The following is a 23,458-nucleotide window of genomic DNA, read 5'->3' as shown; positions in this document are numbered from 1 at the left end:
TCATGTCCAAATGAGGTCAGTAGCCGCGCCCAATGATGGGAACCACCACAGGCCTCGATCGCGACCGAAGTTGGCGGGCAGGTCGTGAAGAAGTCGATCATCTCCTTGCGTCGCATTTTCTTACGCAAGACCGGCTTTTCTTCACCGTTCACGCCGTGCAGCTGGAAGACATGCTTTGACGTATCCATGCCAATACGAATAATCTTGTCCATGGGCGGCCCCTTCGATTGAGATCTCAACAGCTCATTCTGGCACATTTCGATGCCGTTCAGGGGCCGTCCACTCCATCATCAAGACAAGGCGGCCTCGATCGCGAAGCCGCTATCCGGGTGCGGATGACGCTGGAAGGCGCGATGGTCGCGCATGGCCGCCTTCGTCGGCGGCTACGGTGACAAAACGGAGCTTCGTCGGCGTAGGCTGAGGTCAGATCGACTTCAATTGCACCCGCTGTTCGAGCTTGGCGGCGTTTTCCTTCCGTTCGCTGTAGCGGTCACTCAGGTAAGACGAGGTGTCGCGGGTCAGCAGAGTGATCTTCACCAATTCCTCGCATACGTCGACAACGCGGTCGTAGTAGGACGACGGCTTCATCCGACCTTCCGCGTCGAACTCCTGATATGCCTTGGCCACCGAAGACTGGTTGGGGATCGTGATCATCCGCATCCAGCGGCCGAGGATGCGGAGCTGGCCGACGGCGTTGAACGACTGCGAGCCGCCCGAGACCTGCATAACGGCCAACGTCTTGCCCTGCGTCGGTCGCACCGAGCCAACCGAAAGCGGGATCCAGTCGATCTGTGACTTGATGACGCCAGTCATCGCTCCATGGCGCTCGGGGCTGACCCATATCTGCCCTCGGACCACTCGGACAGTTCCCGAAGTTCCTGAACCTTGGGATGGCTGGCAGGTGCTTCATCGGGCAGGGGGAGACCCTTGGGATCGAAGACCCGGACCTCGCATCCCAAGGTTTCAAGAAGGCGTCGCGCCTCATGGGCCAGGAACCTGCTGTAAGAGACCTCACGCAGTGATCCATAGAGAATAAGGATGCGCGGCTTATGAACGGAGAACTGCGGACGGAGCGCATCAAGGTCGGGGTGGCGCAGATGCTGCTCTTCTAGGGCTGGGAATGGTTCAGACAATGCGCTTTCCCTTCTCGTCGAGCACCTTCTCGCCATCTTCCTTGGAGAAGGCGCCTTTGTGGGTGTCCGGCAAGATATCGAGAACGGCCTCGGACGGACGGCTCAACCGGGTGCCCAGTGGCGTGATGACGAACGGACGGTTGATCAAGATCGGATCCTTGGCCATCGCGTCGAGCAACTGGTCGTCGGTGAGCGCGGGATCGCCAAGCCCGAGTTCCTCGTAGGGCGTTCCGTTCTCTCGGATCGCTTCGTGCACCGTCAGGCCTGCATCGGCAATCATCTTCACCAACTCGGCCCGCGATGGCGGCGTCTTGAGGTACTCGATGACGTCCGGCTCAATGCCAGCGTTGCGGATCAACTCGAGCGTGTTGCGCGACGTGCCGCAGGCGGGGTTGTGGTAGATGGTGACGTCCATGGTCAGTTCCTTTCGGTAACGGCGTTTCGTGAGACCGCGGGCGCGGCCTCGTACCAGCGCTTGGAACGGTTCACGATCCAGACGACGGACAGCATGACCGGAACTTCGATGAGCACGCCGACAACCGTCGCCAGCGCCGCGCCCGACTGGAAGCCGAACAGGCTGATCGCCGCGGCCACGGCCAGCTCGAAGAAGTTGCTGGCACCGATCAGCGCCGACGGCCCGGCGACGCGGTGCTTCTCGCCCGACAGTCGGTTGAGCAAATATGCAAGCCCGGAGTTGAAGTAGACCTGGATCAAGATCGGAACGGCGAGGAGGCCGATGACGACCGGCTGAGCGATGATCTGCTCGCCCTGGAAGCCGAACAGAAGGACGAGGGTGGCGAGCAGCGCGACGAGCGACAGCGGCTGTAGTCTCGTCAGCAGCGTCTCGAGGGATCGTGTCGTGCCGTCCGCAGTCAGGCGCCTGCGGACGATCTGGGAGATTGCGACCGGGATCAGGATGTAGAGGACCACCGAGATCGTTAGCGTGTCCCATGGGACAGTGATCGCCGAGAGGCCCAGGAGCAGGCCTACAATGGGGGCGAATGCGACGATCATGATCGTATCGTTGAGCGCGACCTGCGACAGCGTGAAATGCGGCTCTCCCTTGGTGAGATTGGACCAGACGAAGACCATCGCTGTGCATGGTGCGGCCGCCAGGATGATCAAGCCCGCGATATAGGAATCGATCTGGTCTGCGGGTAGCAGAGGCCGGAAGAGCCAGCCTATAAACAGCCAGCCGAGGAGCGCCATCGAGAATGGTTTCACCGCCCAATTCACGAAGAGCGTCACGGCGATGCCGCGCCAGTATCCGCCGACCTTCGCCAGCGAGCCGAAGTCGATCTTCAGCAGCATGGGGATGACCATCAGCCAGATTAGCACGGCGACCGGAATGTTCACCTTGGCGACCTCGGCGGTACCGATGCCGTGGAAGACGCCAGGCATCACATGGCCAAGCGCGATGCCGACGACGATGCAGAGGAAGACCCAGATGGTCAGATAGCGTTCGAAGGTGGACATATCAGTCGGCCTTTGCGAATTTGACGAAAGCACCTTCGAACGAGCCGATCTGCCGTACATGCTGTTCCAGTGCAAGGCGGTCGATGGAGCCCAGCGGCAGGTTGACGAAGGCTATGATACGGTTCTTCAGGAAGCGGGCCGCCTGCGCGAAGGCGCGCTGGATCTCGATCTCCGTGCCGACGACCGCTGCGGGATCTTCGACGCCCCAGTGCGCTGTCATGGAATGGCCGATCCAAACGGGGCAGGCCTCGCCCGCCGCGCTGTCGCAGACAGTGAAGATAAATTTCATCTCGGGAGCGCCCGCCTCGGCGAAGACTTCCCAGCTTTTCGACGAGAAGCCCGTCGACGGATAGCCCAGGACCTCCAGTTCCCGGAGCGCATCCGGGTTTACTTCGCCCTTCGGCTGGCTGCCCGCCGAGAATGCCTTGAAGCGTCCGCCGCCGTCCTTGTTCAAGATGGATTTGGCGAGGACGGAGCGTGCGGAATTGCCCGTGCAGAGGAACAGCACGTTGTACATCTTGTCGGTCATGGTCTTCGTCCGTTTTAGGTCGGTGGCCGGTTGAGTTTCATGATCGTCGCGGACGCCGGGCAGAGGCCGGATAGCTGTCGGGCGGAAAGAATTCGTTCCGGCACGTTGTCGCGCGTCAGGGTTTCGAATCCTAGCGCCTTGAAGAACGTCGAGGCGGTTGTCGTCGCGAGATGGATCCCTGCTTCCGATGGCGCCCGCGCAATCATCGCCAAGACAAGGTTGCGCCCATATCCGCGCATTCTGAATTCCGGCATGATCACCATGGATCTGAGAAGGACGTCTGGCCCGCATTCTTCCAGCCCCGAGTAGCCGATCAGTACGCCGTCAGGATCACGGCACTCGAAATACTGCCGTCCCGGATCGTGGAGGTCGTCAGCCGGAAGTCCAGCGGCAGCCAGCGCCGTACTGAGGTCGGTTTCGGACGTAATCTGCCGCAGCCTTAGTTAACGCATGTCCCCGGTCCTTCCTGCGTGCAGCATAATGTCAGATCGGCAATCAGTGGCGCGCAAAGCTCGGCGTTCCCGCCGCAGCAGTCCTTAAGGAGGAACAGAGTGAGGGCGCGAAAGCCTTCGAGATCTGCCCGGTAGATAATGGAACGGCCCTGTCTCTCGCTCTTCACAATTCCAGCTCGCGACAGGGTCGCAAGATGTGCAGACATCGTGTTCTGCGGCACGTCCATTATGCGTGCAAGTTCACCAGCAGGGATGCCCGCCGGCTCGGATTTAACAAGCAGTCGGAAGGTTTCGAGCCTTGTCGTCTGTGCGAGGGCGGCCAGCGCAGCAATAGCGTTCTTTGAGTCCATGTATCCAGAATAATGGATATATGGCGTTGGTCAAGCTATCCAGTCGGGTTTTTCTCGGCACTCAAGCAGTTACAGCCCCCAAACTCCGGTAGAAAGTGTAGCCCGCGACGATGAAGATCAGCGCCGCGAAAAGACGGTTGACTATGCTCTTATAGGCGCTCAACCGCGTCGCGAGCATCATGCCGCAGACGCCGCCTGCGATGCCTCCACCGATGAACTCGACGGCGAGCCACCAGTCCACCAACCCGGACGCCGCATAGTTTAGCGCAGTCGCAAGCCCGAAGGTGCCGACGGAAAGGAGCGAGGTGCCGATCGCGTTGATCATCGGCATGCCGGTCGCAAGCATTAGACCCGGGACGATCAGGAAGCCCCCGCCGATCCCGAAGAAGCCTGACGCCGTGCCGGCGGTCAAAGCCACCGCTGCGGTGACAAGACACATTCTAAGATCGATCGGCCGGTTTTCGACGGACGTCGGCTTCCTCGGCTTGAGCATCATGGCGCCGACCATGACCATCAGAACGCCGATTAGGAAGATCAGCCGGTCTCCGTCCATCGCTTTGCCGAGGCTGGAGCCGGCAAATGCGCCGAGCACGCCGAGCGCGGAGAAGACAGCTGCGCAGCGCCACGATACATGGCCTTTAATGGCGTGGCTCGCGAAACTGGCAAAGGCGTTCACTGAGACTGCCAGCGCGCCGGTTCCGATCGCGATATGAGGCTGTGAGACGCCGACGACATAGAGGAGGAGCGGGGTCGCCAGGATCGAGCCCCCGCCGCCGAGAAGGCCGAGCATGAAGCCGACGATCGCGCCGGACCCAACGGCTGCAAGTACGGAAGCGCTCATGTCCTTCTGCTCCAGACCCGGTCGTAAAGTGTCATGCCAACCAGCATGGCGACGACGAACAGCACGGTCTGGGGAATGCCGACCGATAGGGAAGCGACCGCCGGGCCGGGACAGAAGCCGCCGATCCCCCAGCCCAGGCCGAACAGGGCAGAGCCGATAACCAGCGGCCCGTCGATCTTCCGGTTCGTCGGCACATGAAAGCCGTCGTCGAAGGCGGGATGGCGAATCCTCGTCATCATCTGCACGCCGATGAAGGCGACGGCGACGGCGCCGCCGAGGACGAAGGCAAGACTTGGATCCCAGTCACCGAAGATGTCGAGGAAGCCCTGGACTCGAACCGGATTGAGCATGCCTGAAAGTGACAGGCCGAAACCGAAGACGATGCCGGACAAGAGGGCCGCGCCAAACTGATAGATGTTCCTGCTCATAATCCCAGAGCTCGTAGAGCGGTGACCGCGACCACGCCGGCCGACAGGAATATAGCGACCGCCACCATTGATCTCGGCGAAAGTCGGGCAAGCCCAAGCACGCCGTGTCCGCTGGTGCAGCCCGATCCCATCCGTGAACCGAAACCGACAAGCAGGCCGGCGACGATGATCAGCGGCAATGTCGCGGTAATCTCGAGCGTCGGCCATTTACCGAATGTCAGCAGATAGGCCAGCGGGCCGAGCAGCAGGCCGAGTACGAAGGCAAGGTTGGTCGTGAGGCCGACGCCCTGGGTCAAGCGCCCGACGATACCGCTGATGCCGGCGATCCGCCCGTTCAGAAGCAGCAGCATCGCGGCGGAGGCGCCGATAAGCATGCCGCCGGCCAGAGACTGGAGATAAGTGCTCATGTCTCTTCCTTTACACAGAAGATGTCATAGAGGGCGCCGACGAGCTGAGCCGCCTTCACCTCCTTCAGGCGGTAGAAGATTTGCTTTCCCTCGCGTCGTGTTTCGACAATCCCGGCGTTTCGCAGCACCGTCAGATGCTGGGAAAGATGCGGCTGATGGATATCGAGCTTTTCTTCGAACTCGCTGACGGAGAACTCACCGTCGACGAGCGTGCACACGATCATCAGACGCGCCTGGTGCGACAACGTCTTCAGGAGATTGGCAACCTCTCCAGCCCGGCCGGCCATCTCTTCGGGGGAGAGACCTTTGTCCGCTTCAGGTTTGGAAACTGTCCTCATTCCCAGGCTGCTCCCTGCAGAGCGTCGAGTGGAAACTTCAGGTAGCGCTTTCCATTGGCCTCCGGCTCAGGAAGGCGTCCGCCCCGGATGTTCACCTGCAGGGCATGCAGAATGAGCTTCGGCATCGGCAGCGTCTTGTCACGCTTCGTGCGGAGCGCCACGAATTGCTCTTCGGTCACGCCGGCGAGATGCTCGTTGGCCTTCTTTTGCTCGGCTACAGTACTTTCCCAGCGCGGAGCACGACCGTTCGGCTGGTAGTCGTGCCCGGTGAAGATGCGGGTGTCGTCCGGGAGGGCAAGAATATCCTGGATCGACTTCCAAAGGATTCGGGCGTCGCCGCCGGGGAAGTCGGCGCGCGCCGTGCCGCTGTCGGGCATGAACATGGAGTCGTGCACGAAAGCTGCGTCACCGATCACGTAGGTGATCGAGGCCAGCGTATGTCCTGGCGAGAATATAACCTTGGCGTCGATGGAGCCGACCTTGAATGTCTCGCCGTGTGCGAAGAGTTGGTCCCATTGCGAGCCGTCGGTGGCCAGCTCAGGCCAGTTGTAGATGCCTTTCCACAGCGTTTGGACATCGACGACGCGTTCACCGATCGCGGTTCTGGCGCCCGTCTTCTCCTTTAGATACTGAGCCGCGGAGAAATGGTCGGCATGCGGATGTGTGTCGAGGATCCACTCGACGGTCAGGCCTTCATCGCGAACAAAGTCAAGGATCGCGTCAGCATTAATGGTCGCAGTAGATCCTGCCTTCTCGTCGAAGTCGAGAACCGGGTCGACGATCGCGCAGTTGCCCGTCGATGGATCGGAAACGACATATTGGACGCTCCAGGTGCGCTCGTCGAAGAAGCCCTTCACACGGGGACGACGCGCGGCATGTTGCTTGAGCCAGGCGGCGGCGGTGCTGGTGTCGAAGCCATGGGCGCGCCCGAACTCAACGACATCTTCGGCAATCATCCGGCCGTCGAGAGCCTCACCGATTAGATGGAGGCTGAGGGACCTCGTGCCCGACTTGCAATGAGCGAACACCGGGCCTTCGGACGCATCGACTGCCTTTTGAAAGGCCCGGACGTCGGCTTCGGTAATCGTACCGAGCGTGACGGGGACATAAGCGTAGGACAGGCCGCAACGCTCGGCCTCCTGGCTTTCGAGGACCGTGCCAGGCTGGGCGGCGTCTTCGTCGTCGGGACGGTTGTTGATAAGTGTCGCAAATCTCTGTTCACGCAGTGACCTGATGTCGTCGATGGTCGGCTGCGGCGAGACGGAGAGCTTCTCGGAAATCTTGATGACAGACATGACTGGTTCCGTGGTTAAATACATTATATATTATACTATAATGTATAATGAATGGCTTCAAGTGTGCACGATGACCAGAATGTCGCAGAAGATGAGGGGGCGTAGCTCGATGTATGCCGCGGGTCTGGCGCTGTAAGTTTGGGAACGACACTCCAATGATGAAGCGGGTTACTCCTTCGAGAACCAAACTAATTCCGTCAGATTGCGCACCATCAGGCGCCGGGCCCGCGGTCTTCCTTGTTTCCGACGGGCGGCTCGCATTTACTCTGGTTCACACCTTCAACATGCGTCGAAACCTTTATGGTTTGGGGGCGTGACGAGATTAATGCGCGGGGCTACCGCGATAGGAATATCGGCGTTCTGCCATCCTCGATCATATTGCGTGTGACACCGCCGAACAGGGTCTGCTGCCAGCGTGGATGATTGTACGCGCCCATGACGATCAGATCCGCATTAACGTCGATTGCGTGCTGCAGGATGACCTCATCGGACCTTCTGCCGCCGCTGGCCAGCCGGTCCACCTGGACATTGACACCGTGGCGGGCGAGGAATCCTCCAATATCTGCTCCGGGGTCTTCACCATTTATCCGTTCACTGGATACCGGGTCGACCATCGTGACGTAGACGCATTCCGCCGCCTTCAGAAAATCGAGTCCCTGGCGCGCGGCGCGCGATGCCTCATCACTCGAGTCCCATGCCAATAGCACCGCCTTCATCGTCGACCGAAGAGTTTTGGAGCCCCGATTTATGAGGACGGGCGTCGGCGAATGAAAAAGTGCTCCGCCGATGATCCGCTTCCTGAGATCCTCGTCGCTCGCCGCTTGACGGCCGATGAGAACGACGTCGGCATACAAAGCCCGCTCTGCTATGTCTTCCTGCGCCCAGGCAAACTCGGTGTAGATTTCCTGAACCTCGTATGACAACTCACTTCGCGAGAGAATCTCTCGAACCTCGTTTGTCCTTTCAGACAGTTCGTCGATTTCGCGTTGTTGGACGTCGAGCCACGTGATGGAGGTTGCCCCATAGGAGCCATCCATCGGAGCAGCGCCCATGCAGATGACCACGGCGCTGAGATGAGCACCAGCGTCGCGGGCAAACTCGATCGCGGCTTGAAGATCTTCCTTGTAGCTCCTGGAATTCAGGACACTCAACGTCGTGCAAATAGACATGTCGGCCACCTCCTGATCTGATGGTCACATGATAGGGTTGTTCGCACAGCTGTCCTTGATCTGCGTCAACCACCCATCATCGGGTGGGCTGGGTTTGCGAAATTCTGAGATTGAGCGAGATCAAAGCTCCGACCTTCCATGCGTGGCAGAGTTATCCTCGTTAAGCGCGATCAGGAGGAGATCCCAATGGATGCATTTAAAGTGAGGTCTCAGCTGGAGACGTTGAAGCGAGATCTCGTTCGTCGGCTTGAAGCGATTGGCGACGACCTATCCACACCCCTCGATAAAGACAGCGACGAGCGGTCCATCCAGGTCGAAAACGATGAAGTCCTTGCCGCAATGGGACAAGAAGGAGCTGCGCAACTCGGCGCCATAAATGCAGCCCTCGACCGGCTTGCGCATGGAACCTATGGTGACTGTGTTCGATGCCATGCACGTATCGACGAACGCCGGCTTTCAGCAATTCCATATGCTCCGCTCTGTGCCGATTGCGCACGATCCAACGAATGATGGGCACGCTAATCGCGTGAATTTCAATGTTTGTCGCAACGAATGCCAATACCGCGAGGCATGCGGCCGGTGGCAACATGGTGTTTCGCTTGTTGCGCCTGTTGCCACGGGCGGCCTTGCTCGCGTTGCTATCGGCGACATTCATCACGGCCGCCCTGATCTTTTACACCGCAGGGCTCTCTACCGCGTATGTCGCAGCTTTGGTCGCCGTCATTAGTGTCGTTCTTGCATTTCTTTGTGCAGAAGTCGTCGGCAAGGTCAGACAGGGAGACTTTGGGCTCGACTTGATTGCTGCCCTTGCGATGACATCGTCGCTGTGGTTCGGAGAGTATCTGGCCGGCGCGATCGTTGGCCTTATGTACTCAGGCGGGCAGTTTCTCGAAGCATATGCGCATCGACGAGCCGACGCGGGGATGTCGGCGTTACTCGCGCAGGTCCCGCGCACGACGCTCCGGTTTTCGGGGAGCAGCGTCGAGGAGGTCGAGGTTGGCGTCGTTGCCGTGGGCGACAGGCTACTGATCAGAAAAGGCGATCTGGTGCCAGCTGACGGCGTGCTGATTTCGTCGACCGCTTCCATCGACCAGGCGGTTCTGACAGGAGAGCCGTTTCCGATAACACTGGCGGAAGGTGCGACCGTTGCGAGCGGCGGAACAAACGTCGGAGACGTGATCGAAATACGTGTTGTCAATCGCGCCGAAGATAGCACCTATGCCGGGATTGTCCGACTGGTTGGGGCCTCGAAACAATCCAAGGCAAAGCTCATGCGCCTAGCCGATCGCTTTTCGATCTGGTTTCTTCTCGTCACTGTCGCGATCGCAGCGATGGCTGCAATAGTCTCCGGTGATCTGTCACGCGTCGTCGCAGTCCTGGTGGTCGCAACTCCATGTCCACTGATCCTTGCCGTGCCGGTCGCCTTGGCGGCTGGAACGTCCAATGCCGCCAAATTGGGCGTTCTTGTAAAAGGAGCAGGGCCGCTGGAGGCCCTCGCTCAGGTTTCTGTCGCCGTCTTCGACAAGACCGGAACCCTGACGACCGGAAAGCCCAGGGTCAGCGCGATCCATGGTCCAGAAACAGAGGAAAGGATACTTCGTCTCGCCGCTTCGTTGGACCAGGTATCGGGTCACGTGGCGGGCCGAGCGCTTGTCGATGAGGCCCGACGGCGCGGGATGCTGCTGACGACTCCGTCCGAAGTGACGGAGAACGCGGGCGCAGGGATCTCTGGGACTGTGGAGGGTTTACGCGTTAGCGTCGGAAAGGCAGGATATTTCGAGGGTAACGCGCCGGCGAGCGTGCAAAACATGAAGAATGCGATGATTGCCAACGTTTCATTCAACGGGGTGTACGCAGGAACGATTGCTTTTCAGGACACTCTGCGACCAGACGCCATGACATTGTTTGCGCAGTTGCGGGAATTGGGCTTCTCGCGTTTGGTCCTTGCATCGGGGGACGCTTTGCCGGCGGCAAGCGCTGTTGCGCGCTCGTTGAGTATGGATGACGTCAAAGCCGAGCTCACACCAGCGGACAAGGTAGATGTCATCGAAAACGAGCGACGCGGCGGAGCGGTACTTATGCTGGGAGATGGTGTGAATGATGCGCCGGCGCTAGCAGCGGCCGACGTGGGCTTGGCGGTCGGTGTGACGAATCTCGCCGCAGCGGCGGAGGCAGCTGACGTGGTTCTCATCAGGGACGATCTGTCCAAGGTCTCTTTGGCAATCAGGATCGCCCGTCGGTCGCGTAGCATAGCCTTGCAGAGCGTCTATGTTGGTATCGGCCTTTCGATTGTTGCGATGGGATTTGCCGCTGTCGGCCTTCTCCCGCCGGTAGCCGGCGCCTTGCTACAAGAGGTGATCGATGTGGCCGTCATCATGAATGCGCTGCGTGCTCTAACCTAATGCGCCATCAGGACGGGTAAATCACAGCCGCCGAGAAGTTCTCTGGTTACGCCGCCAAGAATGAACTCTCGAAGCCTGGAATGACCAAAGCCGCCGGCCACAAGTAAATCGGCATTGCGCTCGAGTGCCGCGGACTGAATGGCGAGTGCCGCGGACTGCTCACCGGCACGAATTGCAATATCGTCGACCTTGAGCCCGGTGCGAGCCAGGGTTGATAAGAACAACGCACGGGTTTTCTCATCGATCTCTTTATCGTCGGTAACCGTGATGACCTGCACAGTGCTCGCGCGGTCGAAAAACAGACGGGCGCCTGCTATCGCGCGCGCTGCAGTGACACTGCCATCCCACGCAATGGCAATGTTATCGACACGTCCACATACACGTGAGGTGGGGCATAGTATGATCGGTCGCCCGCTGTCGAACAGAAGCGCTTCCGACCGAGAACGTGTGACATCGCACGCTTCCAAGATTGAGAGATCCTGCGTTCGAGCGATCTGGGCAAAGGCGTCACAGACGAATGGCTCCAATGCTCTGAAGTCATGAACGTTCAATGCGACGCCCGCTTTGAGGGCAACCTCACCAATGTGATCCCGAAGCGATTTCCCGCAGTCGTGACTGTAGCGCTCGGCTTGCGCCCTAAGAAGATCCACATCGACGGCTGTTGGGAACGATTGACGAACACTCGATATCTTAACCTGCGGGATGCTTGCCAACAGATCGGCGTTACACTGCAAAGCCAGATCCACTGCGTTGTCAGCTATGGTGAAGGAGCTTGGATCGGGATAGGTCGATAATGGGAGATGGAACTGCGGCTTCATTCTGGCCTCCTGGAGTTGAACGGTCCTCATGATGCATGCAGCGTTGAGAGTTCGCATTGCGCTTCATCAAAGCCGGCTCGCAACAAAAGTCTTATGATCCTGCCATCTCAAACTCGGAGGGCACGGCCATGACGATCAAGCTGACGGAGATCAACCCCGGTGAGTGCTACCGCATTCTTGAGAGTGAGCGCTTTGGTCATCTCGCATGCTGCAAGGATGGCCAACCCTACGTGGCGGCGATCTATTTCGCTTTCTCGGGCGGCATCGCCTACAGCTTCACCATGCCCGGGAAGAAGCTCGACTGGATGCGGGAAAACGACAAAGTCTGCCTTCACATTGAGCAGCGTTCGAGCGCCGGCGGGTGGACGAGTGTCGTCGTCGAAGGTAGGTTCGAGGAGTTTCCTGACACCGACGAGCGACGAGGCGAGAGGCTGCACGCATGGTCTCTCCTCCAAAAGCATTCGGACTGGTGGGAAATAGGCTCGATGAAGCCTCACGAGCTTCCATTGTCCGATTGTTCTCCTCATGTGTTCTACGGCATTGTCGTAACGGCCGTGTCGGGACGCAGCGCGGTCAAAACGGAATGACGATCGCGGATTAAGCCAACGCGTCGCGCAACTCCGCTCTTGAGCACCGCTTCACCGGTCACACGATCGACGGTGTCGTCGCCAGGCATGGAGTGGTTGACGTAGATCACTTTTTCGAACTCCATCAAGCTGCCTTTTCAGTTCAAGCTGTCCTTCCAGATCGCCCGCACTACTCGCGCTGGTCGTGAGGGACGGCAACCGCCTTTTCGTGGCCGCCGACATGCAAACCCAGCAGCAGCCGAGAAGACAATTTACTGTCTGCTGAAATCCAGGGGGTGCTCTCCTGTTTGATGAAGATCAACGACGGAATTCTGCTGCGCTGGCACGATCATCGTGTCGCTAACCTGAAGGAGGTTGTTATGAACGACTTATATCTCAGACAAACGATTATCGATGAACTCGAATTCGAACCGAGCATCGATGCGGCTGATATCGGCGTCGCCACAGACAATGGGATCGTCACTTTGACCGGACATGTGCGCACGTACGCGGAAAAGGAAGCTGCGGAAAGGGTGGTCCGGCGCGTCAAAGGCGTCCGCGGCATTGCAGCCGAGATTGAGGTGCGAATTTTCGGAGCCAAGGAGACTGACGACGACGATATCGCACGCCGTGCTGTGAAGATGCTCGACTGGAATGTCTCCGTGCCGAAGGATTCAGTGCAAGTGCGCGTTCTCAAGGGTTGGGTGACGCTGCGCGGCGAAGTCGAATGGCAATATCAGAAAAACGCGGCCTATGATGCGGTACGCGACCTGGCCGGCGTTGTCGGTGTTTCCAACCTCGTCGAGCTTAAACCTCGTATCACCGCCATCGATATCAAAAAGCGGATCGAGAATGCGTTTCAACGCGATGCGGCGTTGGAAGCCGATGCGATCAAGATCGACGTGAAAGATAGGAAAGTCACGCTTTCGGGCAAGGTCAGGACTTGGTCCGAGCGGCAGGCTGCCGAGCGCGCAGCTTGGTCGGCGCCGGGCATCGCCACCCTCGATGACCGGCTAACAGTTGGCTGAAACCAGATCGCTTTGGGGAAAGGTGGCAACGCTGCCCTTCCCCAGGTGAAGGTGGCGAGACTATGAAGGAAGTGGGTCTTATCCTTTCCGACATAGGCGCGTGCAAGCCCGGCGCACCCAGGTATCATTCGTGCTTATCGAGCAACAGCCGAAGCCGCAGCGACATTTCCGATGCCGTATAGGGCTTCTTCAACCATTCCGCGCCGGCTTCGATCTCTCTTTCGGCAGCGTATGGCTCCGAGAAACCCGACGTGAGGAGAATCTTTACCCTCGGCCAACGCTGTCGAACCTTGCGCGCGAGTTCATCACCGTTCATACCCGGCATAGCAACGTCGGAGAACAATAGCGCCACGGTATGTCCTTCCTCCATTACCTTGAACGCGTCGTACCCGTTCGCGGCTTCGATGACATTGTAACCAAGCGCCTGTAAACGGCTGACCGTCACCCTGCGAACCCTGGCGTCGTCCTCAACTACCAAAATGGTCTCGGTGCCACCTGGGGGCATGGTCTCGGCGTCCTCGTCAATCTCCGGATTTGGGTCCTTTTCAGCGTCTGCGTGTGGGAGAAAGAGGCGCACGGTCGTGCCTTTGCCAGGTTCGCTGTAAAGCTGCAGATGTCCGGCCGATTGCTTCGCAAATCCGTAGACCATACTCAGTCCGAGTCCGGTTCCCGAACCTGTCGGCTTGGTCGTAAAAAACGGTTCGAAAGCCCGTTCCATCACCTCTGAAGACATGCCGGTGCCCGTGTCTGTAACGGATATCAGAACGTATCGACCGGCCCGGATGGCCGGGTACATTCCAGCGTAGTCCGAGTCGATCTCGACACCGGATACCTCCACTGTCAGGCGACCACCGTTCGGCATCGCGTCCCTGGCATTTATAGAGAGGTTGAGAAGTGCGCTCTGGAGTTGCGCCTTGTCGGCAAGGGCACTCAAACGGCGGCCCGGAACAATTGTCCTCAATTCTACGGAGTCGCCGAGCGTTCGCTGGACGAGGTCGGAAAACTCTCCGAGCAATGCGCCGACGTCGAGCACGGTCGGTGCAAGAGCCTGACGTCTTCCAAACGCTAGAAGCTGTGAGGTCAATCTAGCGCCATCGTCGGACGCCGATTGCGCTTCCCGCAAAAGGGACAACTGCCCCGGTTCAGATAGGCGGGTTTCAAGCATCTCGAGATTACCGCTGATGACAGCCAGCAAATTGTTGAAGTCATGTGCTAGCCCTCCGGTCAACTGCCCGACCGCTTCCATCTTCTGCGCCTGCCGCAACTCAGCTTCGATACGATGACGGCTGGTCAGGTCCCTGACGAAACCCGTGAAAATGCGCTTGTCACCAGCGACGGCCTCGCCGACGGACAGTTCCATTGGAAATGTAGACCGGTCCTTTTTGAGGCCGACGACCACCCGCCCGTAGCCGATGATCCGTCGGCGTCCAGTCCGAAGGTATGAATTCAGGTATCCGTCATGCGCCTCCCTGTCCGGGGTAGGCATTAGTATCGAGACATTTTGCCCGACAGCCTCGTGGTCGCTATAGCCGAACAGCTTTTCTGCCGCGGCGCTGAAAGAGGCGATGCGACCTTTATCGTCGATTACGATCATCGCATCGGGCACGGTAGCCAAGATCGACTGAAGGTGTGCCTGTCGCTCACGCAACTCATCCTCAACCTGCCGCATGAAGGTGACATCGTTGTTGGACTGGACGATTAGCGTTTGCGGATCACCAGGGTCGAGACCCGTCCACCGGGACACGATCGCCAGCCTGACGCCATCACTACGCCTGTGGTCCACTTGTCCGGTCCAGAACCCATTTTTTCGCACTTCACTGCGAAGCTCCTCCAGGTCCATCGGGAACTGCGTGTCCAGAAGATCGTGGACGACGTTGCCGAGGGCCTCCGCCGCAGACCAACCGTAGAGCCGCTCGCAACCCGAAGTCCAACGCTGGATCACGCCGTCGTAACCGTGGATGATCAGATTAGCGCCGTCGAACATGCGAATAATCCTTTCGAGGTCAGTCTCATTGGCAGCGTGTTCCAGCATAACGTGCTCCTGCCTCTTCGTCCTCGAAAGCGTTCGGCTCCTCATCGGCGCTGCGAGCCAGCGCCACCCGGCTTGCAACCTTGAACTGATGCTTCTCCACTGGCAAGAGAACGCCTTTGGCAACGAGCTTGGTTAAGGTCCTCGACACGGTCTCGATCGTCATGCCCAGATAATCGGCGATATCGGCGCGGACCATCGGCAAATTGAGCATTCGGCCGTCCCGGCCGCCGTGCCGCTCCAGCCGGTGCAACAGAAAAGTGCAAAGGCGCTGCTCGGCGTTCTTATGCGACAGAAGAAGCATGTGGTCCTGCGCGGCCGATATTTCGTCGCGGAGATGCGACAGTAGCTGTAGTCGGAAATCCGGCACCAGTTGCAGTTCTTCCTCGAGTGTGCGCTTGTTTATTCGCGTGAATGCCACTTCGTCGATGGCCTCGCCTGAAAACATGTAACGGTTGCTAAAAGACAAGCCGACCAGATCGCCGGCACCAAGGAAACCGTTAATGAGCCTGCGGCCATCGGGAAGAAACCGGCAGATGCGGACGTTTCCGGTCACGATGCGAAACACATGGCGAGCAGCATCGCCTTCGAAGAAAATCGAGGCACCCGTTTGCGCGGTCTCGATAGGTTGTCTCAGAAAGAGCGGCGCGAAGTCGATTGCTGCATTTATGCGTGGCTGTTCGAGTGAATGGATGTTTGACACCACTTGCATATGACAGTCCCTCCGCCGTTGTCTGGGGACGAGTTGAGCATCGCTTGGTGACACCGGAATGCGAGAGGCGTAATAATTGATGCGATCATGTGACAGTCTGTAACAACCGAAGAATGCTGGGATGACGGGTGAGACGACCAGGCGGACTCGCATACTTGTCGTGGACGACGATCCTCGCGTCCAGAGGATGCTTGCGCAGTACCTTGGCGAGGAGGGGTTCGACGTCGACGTCGCGGGCAGCAGCGCGCAGATGAACGCCAAAATGAAGGCCGCGAGGTTCGATGCTATCCTGCTAGACCTTGTCTTGCCGGGCGATACTGATGGAATTCAGCTTGCAAGGAGAATCCGTGCGGAGTCAGACGTTCCGATCATAATGCTGTCCGGACGCGACGAGGTCATGGACCGTGTTGTCGGTCTGGAGGTCGGCGCCGATGATTATATTGGCAAGCCGTTCCATCTTCGCGAGGTGCTCGCTCGTGTGCGAACAGTCCTGCGCAGACGGACCGTTTCCGAAGAACTAGCACCCGCGGAAGTCGAGATTTTGCGCTTTGCAGGCTGGCAGCTTGATGTGCAACGAAGGACCGTCACTGACCCTGCCGGTAACGAAGTGGCGCTATCGACAGGGGAGTTTGATATGTTGCACGTGTTCGCCACACATGCAGGGCGCGTCATGACGCGTGACATGCTGATGGATTTGACGCACAAGCGCAGTCGAGACAGCTTCGATCGTACGATCGACGCGCTGATCGTCCGGCTCCGTCGCAAAATCGAGGCGGATCCGGCGAACCCCCGCCTGATCAAGTCAGTCCGCGGCGTAGGCTATCTCTTCACAGCAAGGCTGGAGACGGTTTGTGGTCGACCCTGACCATCAGACCATGATCCCACCGACGAAATCTCTCGTCGTTTTCCATCTCCGCGAAATCGCTTGGAAACCGGGCCCAGATCCGCATGAAAGCGCATCCGGAAGATCTTCTTCTCAGTGCGGTGAAAAGCAGGTCTGTGATGGTCATGTCGTCGATCACGCTTGCTGCTATGAAGAGGGGAATATCCATCAATCGACCGGCGATCGGATGCGCCCCGATCCGGTAAGCGGCAAGCCCGCGCACATAACCGGCAGAATCCTTCAACGAGACGAGCGTCCACCGATCGGCATTAGCCACCAGCCGCGCCCAATCATCGGCAGCAAAGCGCGGGGCCGCCGCCTGGATCAGACCGAAGGTGACTAACGCATCGTCCGCGTGAAACAGACGGACGCAATATCCCGTTGTCATTGCGGCGTTCCTCCTCGACTAGGAGGAAATGTTCGCATGGTTCGACGGTCGGGGCTTTGTTCCAGGTCAATCCGCGTTCCGAGGACGCTCAAATCACAAAAGCCAGGGCGATTGACGGCGATCAAAGACCGAGAACGCAATCGGCTGTTCTATGTGAACGTCACCGCCTTTGAACGACGGAATTCTTGAGAGAAGGAGAATGACAATGGCAGAATCTGCAACGAAACTATCCCCAAAGACAGAGGCGAGGCCGGCCGCGGCAGTTGACCGCTGGTGGCCCTTGGACAGCCTCCGGTCCGAGATCGACCGCGTGTTCAACGACTTTGGCAGTCCGTCGATCTTCGACCGGGCCTTCAGCAGGATGCCTGCCGCGTTCTCGCGTGGTATGCTCGCCGTCGATCTCGCAGAATCCGAAAAAGCCTTTGAGTTGTCGGCGGAACTTCCGGGTGTTGATGCCAAGGATCTTGACGTCACGCTCGCCGACGGTGTGCTTACCATCAAGGGTGAGAAGAACGAGACCAAGGAAGAGCGGGAAAAGGATTATCACCTTTCCGAACGGCGCTACGGGTCGTTCCACAGAAGCCTGGAATTGCCGCGCGGCGTGGACAGCGAGAAAATCGAGGCGAATTTCTCCAAAGGTATTCTCAAGATAACACTGCCAAAGACGCCCGAACGGCAGAAAAACGACAAAAAGATCGCCGTCAAAGTGACTTGACGGTCAACACTCCGCTGCGCCGAATGGGTGGCGTACGGTGAGAGCGGAGAGAGGGAGGGGGTGACCCCTCCCTCATTTTTAGCTGATGGAGATGTGGTTCTCGACGGTGGCGACGCCTGGAACAGACCAGGCCGTCCTTTCGGCGACGCTGCGTTCGTGCCAGGCGCGCACGCCGCCTTCGAGAACGACCTTGTCGTCTTGAACCTTCACCGAGATGCCGCCAGCATCGACTTCGGCACTCCGTTTAAGTGCGTCCTCGATCCGACGGCGGACGTCCGGCACCGTTGGGCACGGTCGGATCGTCAGCAGATTTATGACGCCGACTAGGCCGCCGAGCTTCCTGACGGCACGTTCGGCGGCCGTCCTCTGGAACTGCCAACGCACTTCCCCAGACAAGGTCACCCAGCCGTTCTGCACCTTCACGTGCACCACGCCCTCTGGAAGCGCGGTATTCCAGGCGATGATGTCGATCGCCCGCGAGGCGATTTGGTCGTCCGCATGCTGCTTCTGATCCACAAATCGGACCTCGATCTCCGAGGCGAACGCACGAACCCCTTTAACCCGCGCAGCTACATCTTCTGCGGTTAGTTTTTCAGCGTAGGTAGCGACGTGCCCCGCAAGTGTCGCAATGCCTGTGTCGACCGCAACTCCTATATGGGCGGCGTCGATGCTCGGCTCGAACGCAAGCGCCTCAAGTATATCCTGTTGAATGGAATGGTCGTTCATATCTTCCTCCTTGGTTTCCGCGGCCCATCGCGCCACGGCATCTGAGGGTGCGCCCGTCGCATCCCATCGGCATTGCGCTCGATCAATTGCTGTTCGAGCGTCGGCTAGTCATGCGCTCGGGGGCAGCAACATCAGGAGCGCCGCGACGCTCATGATCAAGACCGCGATCCAGCCGACAAAGGCGTAGGCCGCACTGATGCGATACCTGCCCATCGTCTCGGAACGCCGCGCCACGATCAGGATCACTGCCATAAGCGGTACCGCAAGCACGCCGTTCAATATCGCGCTCCAGAATAAAGCCGTCATCGGCGATATCGGGGAGTATTGTGTACCTAATCCCAACAGGACGCTGACTGCGATCACCGTATAGAGGCCGCTGGCGTCCCGCGCTTTTCTTTCAAGACCGAAACGCCAGCCAAACGCTTCAGCAACCGCATATCCCACGGAACCGGCGAGAACGGGGACACCGATCATACCGACGCCGAGAATGCCGAGTGCGAAAATTAGAGATGCAAAATGCCCAGCAAGCGGCCGAAGAGCACTGGCGGCCTGTGCCGCCGTTTCGATCCGGTTGATGCCCGCAGGGTATAGTGTGGTCGCAGTCGCCAGGATAATAAAGAAAGCCGTCAAATTGGAGTAAAGCATGCCGCTCCAGGTATCCCAGCCAATCCGTCGGAGGTCCGAAGGAGCGGAACCGGAGTACCCAAGGAGGGGGCCGCGACCTTCCATATCCTCGACCTCCTCCGAAGCCTGCAAGAAGAGATAGGGACTGATCGTGGTTCCGAACACGCCAACAACCACCGCCGCGTAGGCGGAATTGAATGTGATGTGCGGCCAGAACGTTCTTTTGACAACCTCGATCCAATCGACGTGAACCGTGAACAACACCGCAGCGTAGGCGAGGAGTGAGATCGTCAGCCATTTCAGAAATCCAACATATCGATAGTATGGAACGAAAACCTGAAGCATCAGCGTTCCAATTACGAATAAAGTGGTCATTAAATGCCGATCGACACCTGTCACTAGCTCGGCTACCTCTCCCATGGCGGCGACATCCGCGGCGATGTTGAGCGTATTGGCGACCACGAGAGCGGTAACGACGCCGACCAAAACCGGCGCTGGAAATGCCTCCTTGATGTTGGCAGAAAGACCCTTGCCGGTCACTCGTCCAATGCGAGCGCAGGGCGCCTGAACAACAGCCATCAATGGGAAGCTTGCAGGCATGGCCCAGAGCATATTGAGGCCGAACTGCGCGCCGGCCTGAGAATAGGTGGCAATGCCGCTCGGGTCGTCGTCGGCAACCCCGGTGATTAAACCCGGTCCGACGCGTGCGAGCGGATGCTCGCTGAAGCGACCGAGCATACGCCGCCAGCTCGGAGCCCGGACTGTCTGTTTCGCGGCATCGGTCATCGTCGGGTCCCTCGCACTACGCCTGGGTTTGTTTTGTCTTGGTCAACACGCGTTATCTTCCTTCGCCCAGCGATTACGCTTTAGTATCGCTGCTTCGACACATTGATTTTCTGAGATGAGCTCGCTGCGAAGACGTCGTTGATTGCGCGACACATAAGGTCACGTGAAGCGCTCGCATGTCTTTGACCGGGATCAAGGCGTTGTCCGAAGCTCCGCGCTAGGGTCATGGATAGACAGAGGAGTTGTCATGGCCAATCCGACCCTTCACTTTCACGGCGCCGCGGGTTCCGTTACCGGATCGTGCTTCCTGCTGACGACGGATGCCGCTCGAATATTGATCGACTGTGGGATGTTCCAGGGATCGAAATCCGAAAAGGAATTGAACTACAACCCTTTCCCGTTTGATGTCGAAAAGATCGACGCAGTGCTGCTCACGCATGCACACATTGATCACTCTGGATTGCTCCCGAAGCTATCCAAGGCGGGCTTTAGCGGTCCAGTCTTTGCGACCGCGGCGACGATCGATCTCTGTGAGATTATGCTGCAGGATTCAGGACATATCCAAGAGACCGAGGTTCGTCAGCTCAACAGGCGGAACCGCAGACGCGCGCGCGAACCGGTCGAGCCAATTTACACGGCCGACGACGCTCGGAGCATGCTGCCGCAGTTCATAGCCGTTCAGTACGACGACTGGCGCGAGACCGCCGGCGGCGTCCGATTCCGGTATTGGAATGCCGGGCATCTATTGGGGTCGGCATCGATCGAACTCGAGGTGGTCGGGTCTGCGGGGCCAATCAGCTTGCTGTTTTCCGGCGATATTGGCTCAACGAACAAGCTTTTCGAGCAAGGTCCCAAGAGCCCGAGTGGCGTTGATTATCTGATTTGCGAAAGCACGTATGGCGACCGTGAGCGAGAGGACTTCGCCATGAAGGGGCGACGCGATCGGCTCAGGGACGTCGTTGTAGCAGCCAACAAACCCAACGGCGTACTTTTGATCCCCTCATTCGCAGTCGAGCGAACCCAGGAAGTATTGACTGATCTCGTCGCTTTGATGGATGAGAAAGGAATTCCGCGGTGCCCGATTATGATCGATTCACCGCTTGCCTCAAAGGCGACCGAAGCCTTCAAGAGGCACATAAGCGCTCTGGCAAACGGGCCTGCACTTCTCCGCGCGCTAAATTCAGCCAACGTCCGCTTCACCGAAACTCCCGAGCAGTCGAAGGCTCTTGATCTCGTCAAAGGCTTCCACATCATCATAGCAGCGAGTGGAATGTGCGAAGCCGGCCGTATCCGACACCGCCTAAAAAACTGGCTCTGGCGCCAAGATTGTACAGTCCTCTTTGTCGGCTTTCAGGCAGCCGGCACTCTCGGCCGCATCCTTCAGGACGGCGCAAAGGATGTGCGCATTCAGGGGGAGGAAATCCGGGTGTCCGCGAGAATGGAGACGCTTGACGCATATAGCGGCCACGCTGACGCCAGCGAACTTGATGAGTGGGTTGCGGAACGGTTGCCCGTCCGAAAGGGAATATTCCTCGTTCATGGAGAGGCGGCCGCGCGAGAGGCTATGACCTCCCGGATCTCCCGACATGCGGGGACGAGCATCCTACTCCCTTCGCTTGACGATGGTTACGAACTAACCAGGATGGGTGCGATTGTAATCGAGAAATCGACAAGACCTCGAATTCAGCCTGCATTGCCTGGCCACCCAGACTGGAACAATGACTATCAGAGTTTTGTTCTGGACCTATCGGACCGCCTGAAATTCATCGCCGATGAAAAGCGCCGCGCCATCTTGCTGCGCAGCCTCCGGCGCGCCTTAGACACTAACGCTCCGACCGCGGGTGAAGACGGGAGGCACACCGATGCTGATCATGGATCGTGACTGCAAGCGCGGGGGCGAACGCTTCGCGATACCCACGCAAGGGGAGATACAAGGTAAGCTTGTCGTTCTCGAGGTGGTAGCCATCACCTGCCTCAAAAGCCTTATCACTTCCAAAAGTGCGGCAGAGATCGCAAGGCTTGAGGAAGAGATAATCTTAACGATGAAAGAGCAGTGCGCGCCATACGGTCTGTCGCCGGAAGACGAGATCGCTGTCGATCAATATGCCCGAGAGTTCTTCGATGCGGCGGAAAAAGCCGCTGTGGAGCCGTTGCACGCGTCTGTCCCAAGAGCCACGCACCATGGATAACGTTGCGCTGACCTTTAATGCGGGCTCGTCCAGCCTCAAGCTTGGGGTATTCAAGGTGGAAGACCACCAGGCAGTACGCGTAGGCGGCGGCTTGGTGGCCCTTGGTGAGGAACCGCGGTTTGCGTACGAGGTCCTGGATCATAAAACCATCGTTGCGTTGCCAGGGCACACTGAGATCGACGCCCGCCTTGTGTCTTTGGTCGTCGACCTGATTTTGGCGAAGAAGCGCGCTCCGGCAATGGTCGGCCATCGCGTGGTTCACGGTGGGCTGGAGTTCGATAGCCCGGCCATCATCCGACCCGACATCCTGTCCAGGATTGAAGGCCTTACGGCTCTCGCGCCGATTCATCTTCCTCCGGCTCTCGCAATTATCCACGCCTTCGAGGAAATCTATCCTGACACGCAACAGACAGCATCGTTCGACACTGCGTTTCATTCGTCGCAGAGCAATCTAGCCTCGCGTTTCGCTATTCCTGGAGATCTGCATGACACAGGCGTCCGTCGATATGGGTTCCATGGCCTCTCGTACAAATATATCTCGGGCGCCCTGAAAAGGCTTGACCCGGATCTTGCGGCCGGCCGCGTCGTCTGCGCTCATCTTGGTAGCGGAGCCAGTCTTTGCGGCATGGTCGATGGCGTCAGCATAGACAGTAGCATGGGCTTTTCGGCGCTAGACGGCATACCGATGGCGACGCGGCCGGGAGCTCTCGATCCAGGAGTGATCCTCCACCTTCTTCGCAACAATTTTCACGATCCCGACCAGTTGGAAGATTTTCTCTATCACCGCTGCGGCCTGCTTGGTGTCTCAGGCAGAAGTGGCGACGTGCGCGTCTTGCTGGGAGATTTTCACCCTGCCTCAAGGCAGGCTCTGGACCTTTTCTGTTTCCGGATTGCGGGTGAGATTGGCAGGCTGGCCGTCTCGTTGGGCGGCGTAGACGCAATCGTTTTCACCGCTGGTATCGGCGAACATCAGCCCGAAATCCGCAAAGGCGTCACGCAACATCTGAGCTTGTTTGGGGTCGCCCTTAGCGAAGCCGCCAACAAGGCGAACGCGACGGTGATCAGTGCGAGGGAGAGCGAAGTCGCGGTGCTCGTCATCCCAACTGACGAGGAACAGGTGATTGCTGACGAAATGGTCGCCTTGATCAACCGTCATAAGGATATGAGGAGCTGA

26 protein-coding genes and 2 pseudogenes are annotated in these 23,458 nt (G+C 58.6%); 9 read left to right on the top strand and 19 right to left on the bottom strand.

Features of this window, described 5'->3' with window-relative positions:
* The 13 genes and pseudogenes from ACODTZ_RS17690 to ACODTZ_RS17630 form a co-directional block, all read right to left on the bottom strand.
* Positions 1-212: pseudogene (locus tag ACODTZ_RS17690) on the bottom strand (IS110 family transposase); the annotation flags it as partial.
* A gap of 211 nt (positions 213-423) precedes the next feature.
* A pseudogene (gene arsH / locus ACODTZ_RS17685) lies at positions 424-1,169 on the bottom strand (arsenical resistance protein ArsH).
* Positions 1,126-1,548: an arsenate reductase (glutaredoxin) gene (gene arsC, locus ACODTZ_RS17680; protein WP_489027019.1), complete on the bottom strand. Its 423-nt coding sequence runs from the start codon at positions 1,546-1,548 to the stop codon at positions 1,126-1,128. Before arsC ends, arsH begins: the two are co-directional and overlap by 44 nt.
* Positions 1,549-1,550: 2 nt before the next feature.
* Positions 1,551-2,609 (bottom strand): ACR3 family arsenite efflux transporter, encoded by a 1,059-nt coding sequence (gene arsB, locus ACODTZ_RS17675; protein ID WP_489027018.1) that lies wholly within the window; start codon positions 2,607-2,609, stop codon positions 1,551-1,553.
* Position 2,610: 1 nt separating this feature from the next.
* Positions 2,611-3,138 (bottom strand): arsenate reductase ArsC, encoded by a 528-nt coding sequence (locus tag ACODTZ_RS17670; RefSeq protein WP_489027017.1) that lies wholly within the window; start codon positions 3,136-3,138, stop codon positions 2,611-2,613.
* 14 nt (positions 3,139-3,152) lie between these two features.
* On the bottom strand, positions 3,153-3,566 hold the full coding sequence (gene arsN2, locus ACODTZ_RS17665; protein ID WP_489027030.1) for an arsenic resistance N-acetyltransferase ArsN2: 414 nt from the start codon (positions 3,564-3,566) through the stop codon (positions 3,153-3,155).
* Between the two features lie 11 nt (positions 3,567-3,577).
* Positions 3,578-3,940, bottom strand: coding sequence for an ArsR/SmtB family transcription factor (locus ACODTZ_RS17660; RefSeq protein ID WP_489027016.1), 363 nt, complete (start codon positions 3,938-3,940; stop codon positions 3,578-3,580).
* A 61-nt stretch (positions 3,941-4,001) separates the two neighbouring features.
* Positions 4,002-4,781, bottom strand: coding sequence for a sulfite exporter TauE/SafE family protein (locus ACODTZ_RS17655; protein ID WP_489027015.1), 780 nt, complete (start codon positions 4,779-4,781; stop codon positions 4,002-4,004).
* Entirely contained in the window at positions 4,778-5,209 is a 432-nt protein-coding gene (locus ACODTZ_RS17650) for a DUF6691 family protein (RefSeq protein ID WP_489027014.1), read from the bottom strand. The genes ACODTZ_RS17655 and ACODTZ_RS17650 overlap by 4 nt, the downstream gene beginning before the upstream one ends.
* Positions 5,206-5,616, bottom strand: coding sequence for a YeeE/YedE family protein (locus tag ACODTZ_RS17645; RefSeq protein ID WP_489027013.1), 411 nt, complete (start codon positions 5,614-5,616; stop codon positions 5,206-5,208). Before ACODTZ_RS17645 ends, ACODTZ_RS17650 begins: the two co-directional genes overlap by 4 nt.
* The gene (gene bigR / locus ACODTZ_RS17640; RefSeq protein WP_489027012.1) at positions 5,613-5,954 is read right to left on the bottom strand and encodes a sulfite-sensing transcriptional repressor BigR; all 342 of its coding nucleotides are present in this window, start codon (positions 5,952-5,954) and stop codon (positions 5,613-5,615) included. Before bigR ends, ACODTZ_RS17645 begins: the two co-directional genes overlap by 4 nt.
* Positions 5,951-7,249, bottom strand: coding sequence for a bifunctional sulfur transferase/dioxygenase Blh (blh, locus tag ACODTZ_RS17635; RefSeq protein WP_489027011.1), 1,299 nt, complete (start codon positions 7,247-7,249; stop codon positions 5,951-5,953). The genes bigR and blh overlap by 4 nt, the downstream gene beginning before the upstream one ends.
* A gap of 335 nt (positions 7,250-7,584) precedes the next feature.
* A complete protein-coding gene (locus ACODTZ_RS17630) occupies positions 7,585-8,418 on the bottom strand; it encodes a universal stress protein (protein ID WP_489027010.1) in 834 nt (277 codons plus the stop codon).
* 186 nt (positions 8,419-8,604) lie between these two features.
* Between ACODTZ_RS17630 and ACODTZ_RS17625 the strand changes: the two genes are divergently transcribed.
* On the top strand, positions 8,605-8,928 hold the full coding sequence (locus ACODTZ_RS17625; protein ID WP_489027009.1) for a TraR/DksA family transcriptional regulator: 324 nt from the start codon (positions 8,605-8,607) through the stop codon (positions 8,926-8,928).
* A 26-nt stretch (positions 8,929-8,954) separates the two neighbouring features.
* Entirely contained in the window at positions 8,955-10,820 is a 1,866-nt protein-coding gene (locus ACODTZ_RS17620) for a heavy metal translocating P-type ATPase (protein WP_489027008.1), read from the top strand.
* On the opposite strand, the gene ACODTZ_RS17615 is transcribed toward ACODTZ_RS17620, so the two are convergent.
* Positions 10,817-11,638, bottom strand: coding sequence for a universal stress protein (locus tag ACODTZ_RS17615; RefSeq protein WP_489027007.1), 822 nt, complete (start codon positions 11,636-11,638; stop codon positions 10,817-10,819). The two genes, ACODTZ_RS17620 and ACODTZ_RS17615, sit on opposite strands and share 4 nt — an antisense overlap.
* A gap of 128 nt (positions 11,639-11,766) precedes the next feature.
* On the opposite strand from ACODTZ_RS17615, the gene ACODTZ_RS17610 reads away from it, so the two are divergent.
* Positions 11,767-12,225 carry a pyridoxamine 5'-phosphate oxidase family protein gene (locus tag ACODTZ_RS17610; RefSeq protein WP_489027006.1) on the top strand — a complete coding sequence of 153 codons (459 nt, stop codon included), beginning with the start codon at positions 11,767-11,769 and terminating at the stop codon, positions 12,223-12,225.
* A 359-nt stretch (positions 12,226-12,584) separates the two neighbouring features.
* Positions 12,585-13,232: a BON domain-containing protein gene (locus ACODTZ_RS17605; RefSeq protein ID WP_489027029.1), complete on the top strand. Its 648-nt coding sequence runs from the start codon at positions 12,585-12,587 to the stop codon at positions 13,230-13,232.
* Between the two features lie 124 nt (positions 13,233-13,356).
* Here the strand turns inward: ACODTZ_RS17605 and ACODTZ_RS17600 are convergent, their stop codons facing one another.
* Positions 13,357-15,264 carry a hybrid sensor histidine kinase/response regulator gene (locus ACODTZ_RS17600; protein WP_489027005.1) on the bottom strand — a complete coding sequence of 636 codons (1,908 nt, stop codon included), beginning with the start codon at positions 15,262-15,264 and terminating at the stop codon, positions 13,357-13,359.
* Positions 15,242-15,973, bottom strand: coding sequence for a helix-turn-helix domain-containing protein (locus tag ACODTZ_RS17595; protein ID WP_489027004.1), 732 nt, complete (start codon positions 15,971-15,973; stop codon positions 15,242-15,244). Before ACODTZ_RS17595 ends, ACODTZ_RS17600 begins: the two co-directional genes overlap by 23 nt.
* Positions 15,974-16,094: 121 nt before the next feature.
* On the opposite strand from ACODTZ_RS17595, the gene ACODTZ_RS17590 reads away from it, so the two are divergent.
* Positions 16,095-16,838, top strand: coding sequence for a response regulator (locus ACODTZ_RS17590; RefSeq protein ID WP_489027003.1), 744 nt, complete (start codon positions 16,095-16,097; stop codon positions 16,836-16,838).
* On the opposite strand, the gene ACODTZ_RS17585 is transcribed toward ACODTZ_RS17590, so the two are convergent.
* Positions 16,801-17,244 carry a hypothetical protein gene (locus tag ACODTZ_RS17585; RefSeq protein WP_489027002.1) on the bottom strand — a complete coding sequence of 148 codons (444 nt, stop codon included), beginning with the start codon at positions 17,242-17,244 and terminating at the stop codon, positions 16,801-16,803. The two genes, ACODTZ_RS17590 and ACODTZ_RS17585, sit on opposite strands and share 38 nt — an antisense overlap.
* A 205-nt stretch (positions 17,245-17,449) precedes the next feature.
* On the opposite strand from ACODTZ_RS17585, the gene ACODTZ_RS17580 reads away from it, so the two are divergent.
* Positions 17,450-17,959 (top strand): Hsp20/alpha crystallin family protein, encoded by a 510-nt coding sequence (locus tag ACODTZ_RS17580; protein ID WP_489027001.1) that lies wholly within the window; start codon positions 17,450-17,452, stop codon positions 17,957-17,959.
* 78 nt (positions 17,960-18,037) lie between these two features.
* Here the strand turns inward: ACODTZ_RS17580 and ACODTZ_RS17575 are convergent, their stop codons facing one another.
* Entirely contained in the window at positions 18,038-18,685 is a 648-nt protein-coding gene (locus ACODTZ_RS17575; RefSeq protein ID WP_489027000.1) for a BON domain-containing protein, read from the bottom strand.
* 108 nt (positions 18,686-18,793) lie between these two features.
* Entirely contained in the window at positions 18,794-20,095 is a 1,302-nt protein-coding gene (locus ACODTZ_RS17570) for an NRAMP family divalent metal transporter (protein ID WP_489026999.1), read from the bottom strand.
* A gap of 247 nt (positions 20,096-20,342) precedes the next feature.
* On the opposite strand from ACODTZ_RS17570, the gene ACODTZ_RS17565 reads away from it, so the two are divergent.
* Genes ACODTZ_RS17565 through ACODTZ_RS17555 form a run of 3 tightly spaced genes read left to right on the top strand, consistent with a single transcriptional unit; the run spans position 20,343 to position 23,458 of the window.
* Complete coding sequence (locus ACODTZ_RS17565; RefSeq protein WP_489026998.1) at positions 20,343-21,977, top strand: MBL fold metallo-hydrolase; 1,635 nt, start codon at positions 20,343-20,345, stop codon at positions 21,975-21,977.
* Positions 21,958-22,284 (top strand): hypothetical protein, encoded by a 327-nt coding sequence (locus ACODTZ_RS17560; protein ID WP_489026997.1) that lies wholly within the window; start codon positions 21,958-21,960, stop codon positions 22,282-22,284. Before ACODTZ_RS17565 ends, ACODTZ_RS17560 begins: the two co-directional genes overlap by 20 nt.
* Positions 22,277-23,458, top strand: coding sequence for an acetate/propionate family kinase (locus ACODTZ_RS17555; RefSeq protein ID WP_489026996.1), 1,182 nt, complete (start codon positions 22,277-22,279; stop codon positions 23,456-23,458). The genes ACODTZ_RS17560 and ACODTZ_RS17555 overlap by 8 nt, the downstream gene beginning before the upstream one ends.

The sequence above is a fragment of the Rhizobium sp. FG113 genome (genome assembly GCF_057809895.1).
Note: the sequence above shows the minus strand (reverse complement) of the source record. Positions and strands in the feature narration are given on the sequence as shown.

What these genes read in the sequence shown, in the direction of transcription:
- arsC (WP_489027019.1), bottom strand. Translation starts at nt 1,548, where the DNA reads ATGGACGTCACCATCTACCACAACCCCGCCTGCGGCACGTCGCGCAAC.
- arsB (WP_489027018.1), bottom strand. Translation starts at nt 2,609, where the DNA reads ATGTCCACCTTCGAACGCTATCTGACCATCTGGGTCTTCCTCTGCATC.
- ACODTZ_RS17670 (WP_489027017.1), bottom strand. Translation starts at nt 3,138, where the DNA reads ATGACCGACAAGATGTACAACGTGCTGTTCCTCTGCACGGGCAATTCC.
- ACODTZ_RS17660 (WP_489027016.1), bottom strand. Translation starts at nt 3,940, where the DNA reads ATGGACTCAAAGAACGCTATTGCTGCGCTGGCCGCCCTCGCACAGACG.
- ACODTZ_RS17655 (WP_489027015.1), bottom strand. Translation starts at nt 4,781, where the DNA reads ATGAGCGCTTCCGTACTTGCAGCCGTTGGGTCCGGCGCGATCGTCGGC.
- ACODTZ_RS17650 (WP_489027014.1), bottom strand. Translation starts at nt 5,209, where the DNA reads ATGAGCAGGAACATCTATCAGTTTGGCGCGGCCCTCTTGTCCGGCATC.
- ACODTZ_RS17645 (WP_489027013.1), bottom strand. Translation starts at nt 5,616, where the DNA reads ATGAGCACTTATCTCCAGTCTCTGGCCGGCGGCATGCTTATCGGCGCC.
- bigR (WP_489027012.1), bottom strand. Translation starts at nt 5,954, where the DNA reads ATGAGGACAGTTTCCAAACCTGAAGCGGACAAAGGTCTCTCCCCCGAA.
- blh (WP_489027011.1), bottom strand. Translation starts at nt 7,249, where the DNA reads ATGTCTGTCATCAAGATTTCCGAGAAGCTCTCCGTCTCGCCGCAGCCG.
- ACODTZ_RS17630 (WP_489027010.1), bottom strand. Translation starts at nt 8,418, where the DNA reads ATGTCTATTTGCACGACGTTGAGTGTCCTGAATTCCAGGAGCTACAAG.
- ACODTZ_RS17625 (WP_489027009.1), top strand. Translation starts at nt 8,605, where the DNA reads ATGGATGCATTTAAAGTGAGGTCTCAGCTGGAGACGTTGAAGCGAGAT.
- ACODTZ_RS17620 (WP_489027008.1), top strand. Translation starts at nt 8,955, where the DNA reads ATGTTTGTCGCAACGAATGCCAATACCGCGAGGCATGCGGCCGGTGGC.
- ACODTZ_RS17615 (WP_489027007.1), bottom strand. Translation starts at nt 11,638, where the DNA reads ATGAAGCCGCAGTTCCATCTCCCATTATCGACCTATCCCGATCCAAGC.
- ACODTZ_RS17610 (WP_489027006.1), top strand. Translation starts at nt 11,767, where the DNA reads ATGACGATCAAGCTGACGGAGATCAACCCCGGTGAGTGCTACCGCATT.
- ACODTZ_RS17605 (WP_489027029.1), top strand. Translation starts at nt 12,585, where the DNA reads ATGAACGACTTATATCTCAGACAAACGATTATCGATGAACTCGAATTC.
- ACODTZ_RS17600 (WP_489027005.1), bottom strand. Translation starts at nt 15,264, where the DNA reads ATGCTGGAACACGCTGCCAATGAGACTGACCTCGAAAGGATTATTCGC.
- ACODTZ_RS17595 (WP_489027004.1), bottom strand. Translation starts at nt 15,973, where the DNA reads ATGCAAGTGGTGTCAAACATCCATTCACTCGAACAGCCACGCATAAAT.
- ACODTZ_RS17590 (WP_489027003.1), top strand. Translation starts at nt 16,095, where the DNA reads ATGACGGGTGAGACGACCAGGCGGACTCGCATACTTGTCGTGGACGAC.
- ACODTZ_RS17585 (WP_489027002.1), bottom strand. Translation starts at nt 17,244, where the DNA reads ATGACAACGGGATATTGCGTCCGTCTGTTTCACGCGGACGATGCGTTA.
- ACODTZ_RS17580 (WP_489027001.1), top strand. Translation starts at nt 17,450, where the DNA reads ATGGCAGAATCTGCAACGAAACTATCCCCAAAGACAGAGGCGAGGCCG.
- ACODTZ_RS17575 (WP_489027000.1), bottom strand. Translation starts at nt 18,685, where the DNA reads ATGAACGACCATTCCATTCAACAGGATATACTTGAGGCGCTTGCGTTC.
- ACODTZ_RS17570 (WP_489026999.1), bottom strand. Translation starts at nt 20,095, where the DNA reads ATGACCGATGCCGCGAAACAGACAGTCCGGGCTCCGAGCTGGCGGCGT.
- ACODTZ_RS17565 (WP_489026998.1), top strand. Translation starts at nt 20,343, where the DNA reads ATGGCCAATCCGACCCTTCACTTTCACGGCGCCGCGGGTTCCGTTACC.
- ACODTZ_RS17560 (WP_489026997.1), top strand. Translation starts at nt 21,958, where the DNA reads ATGCTGATCATGGATCGTGACTGCAAGCGCGGGGGCGAACGCTTCGCG.
- ACODTZ_RS17555 (WP_489026996.1), top strand. Translation starts at nt 22,277, where the DNA reads ATGGATAACGTTGCGCTGACCTTTAATGCGGGCTCGTCCAGCCTCAAG.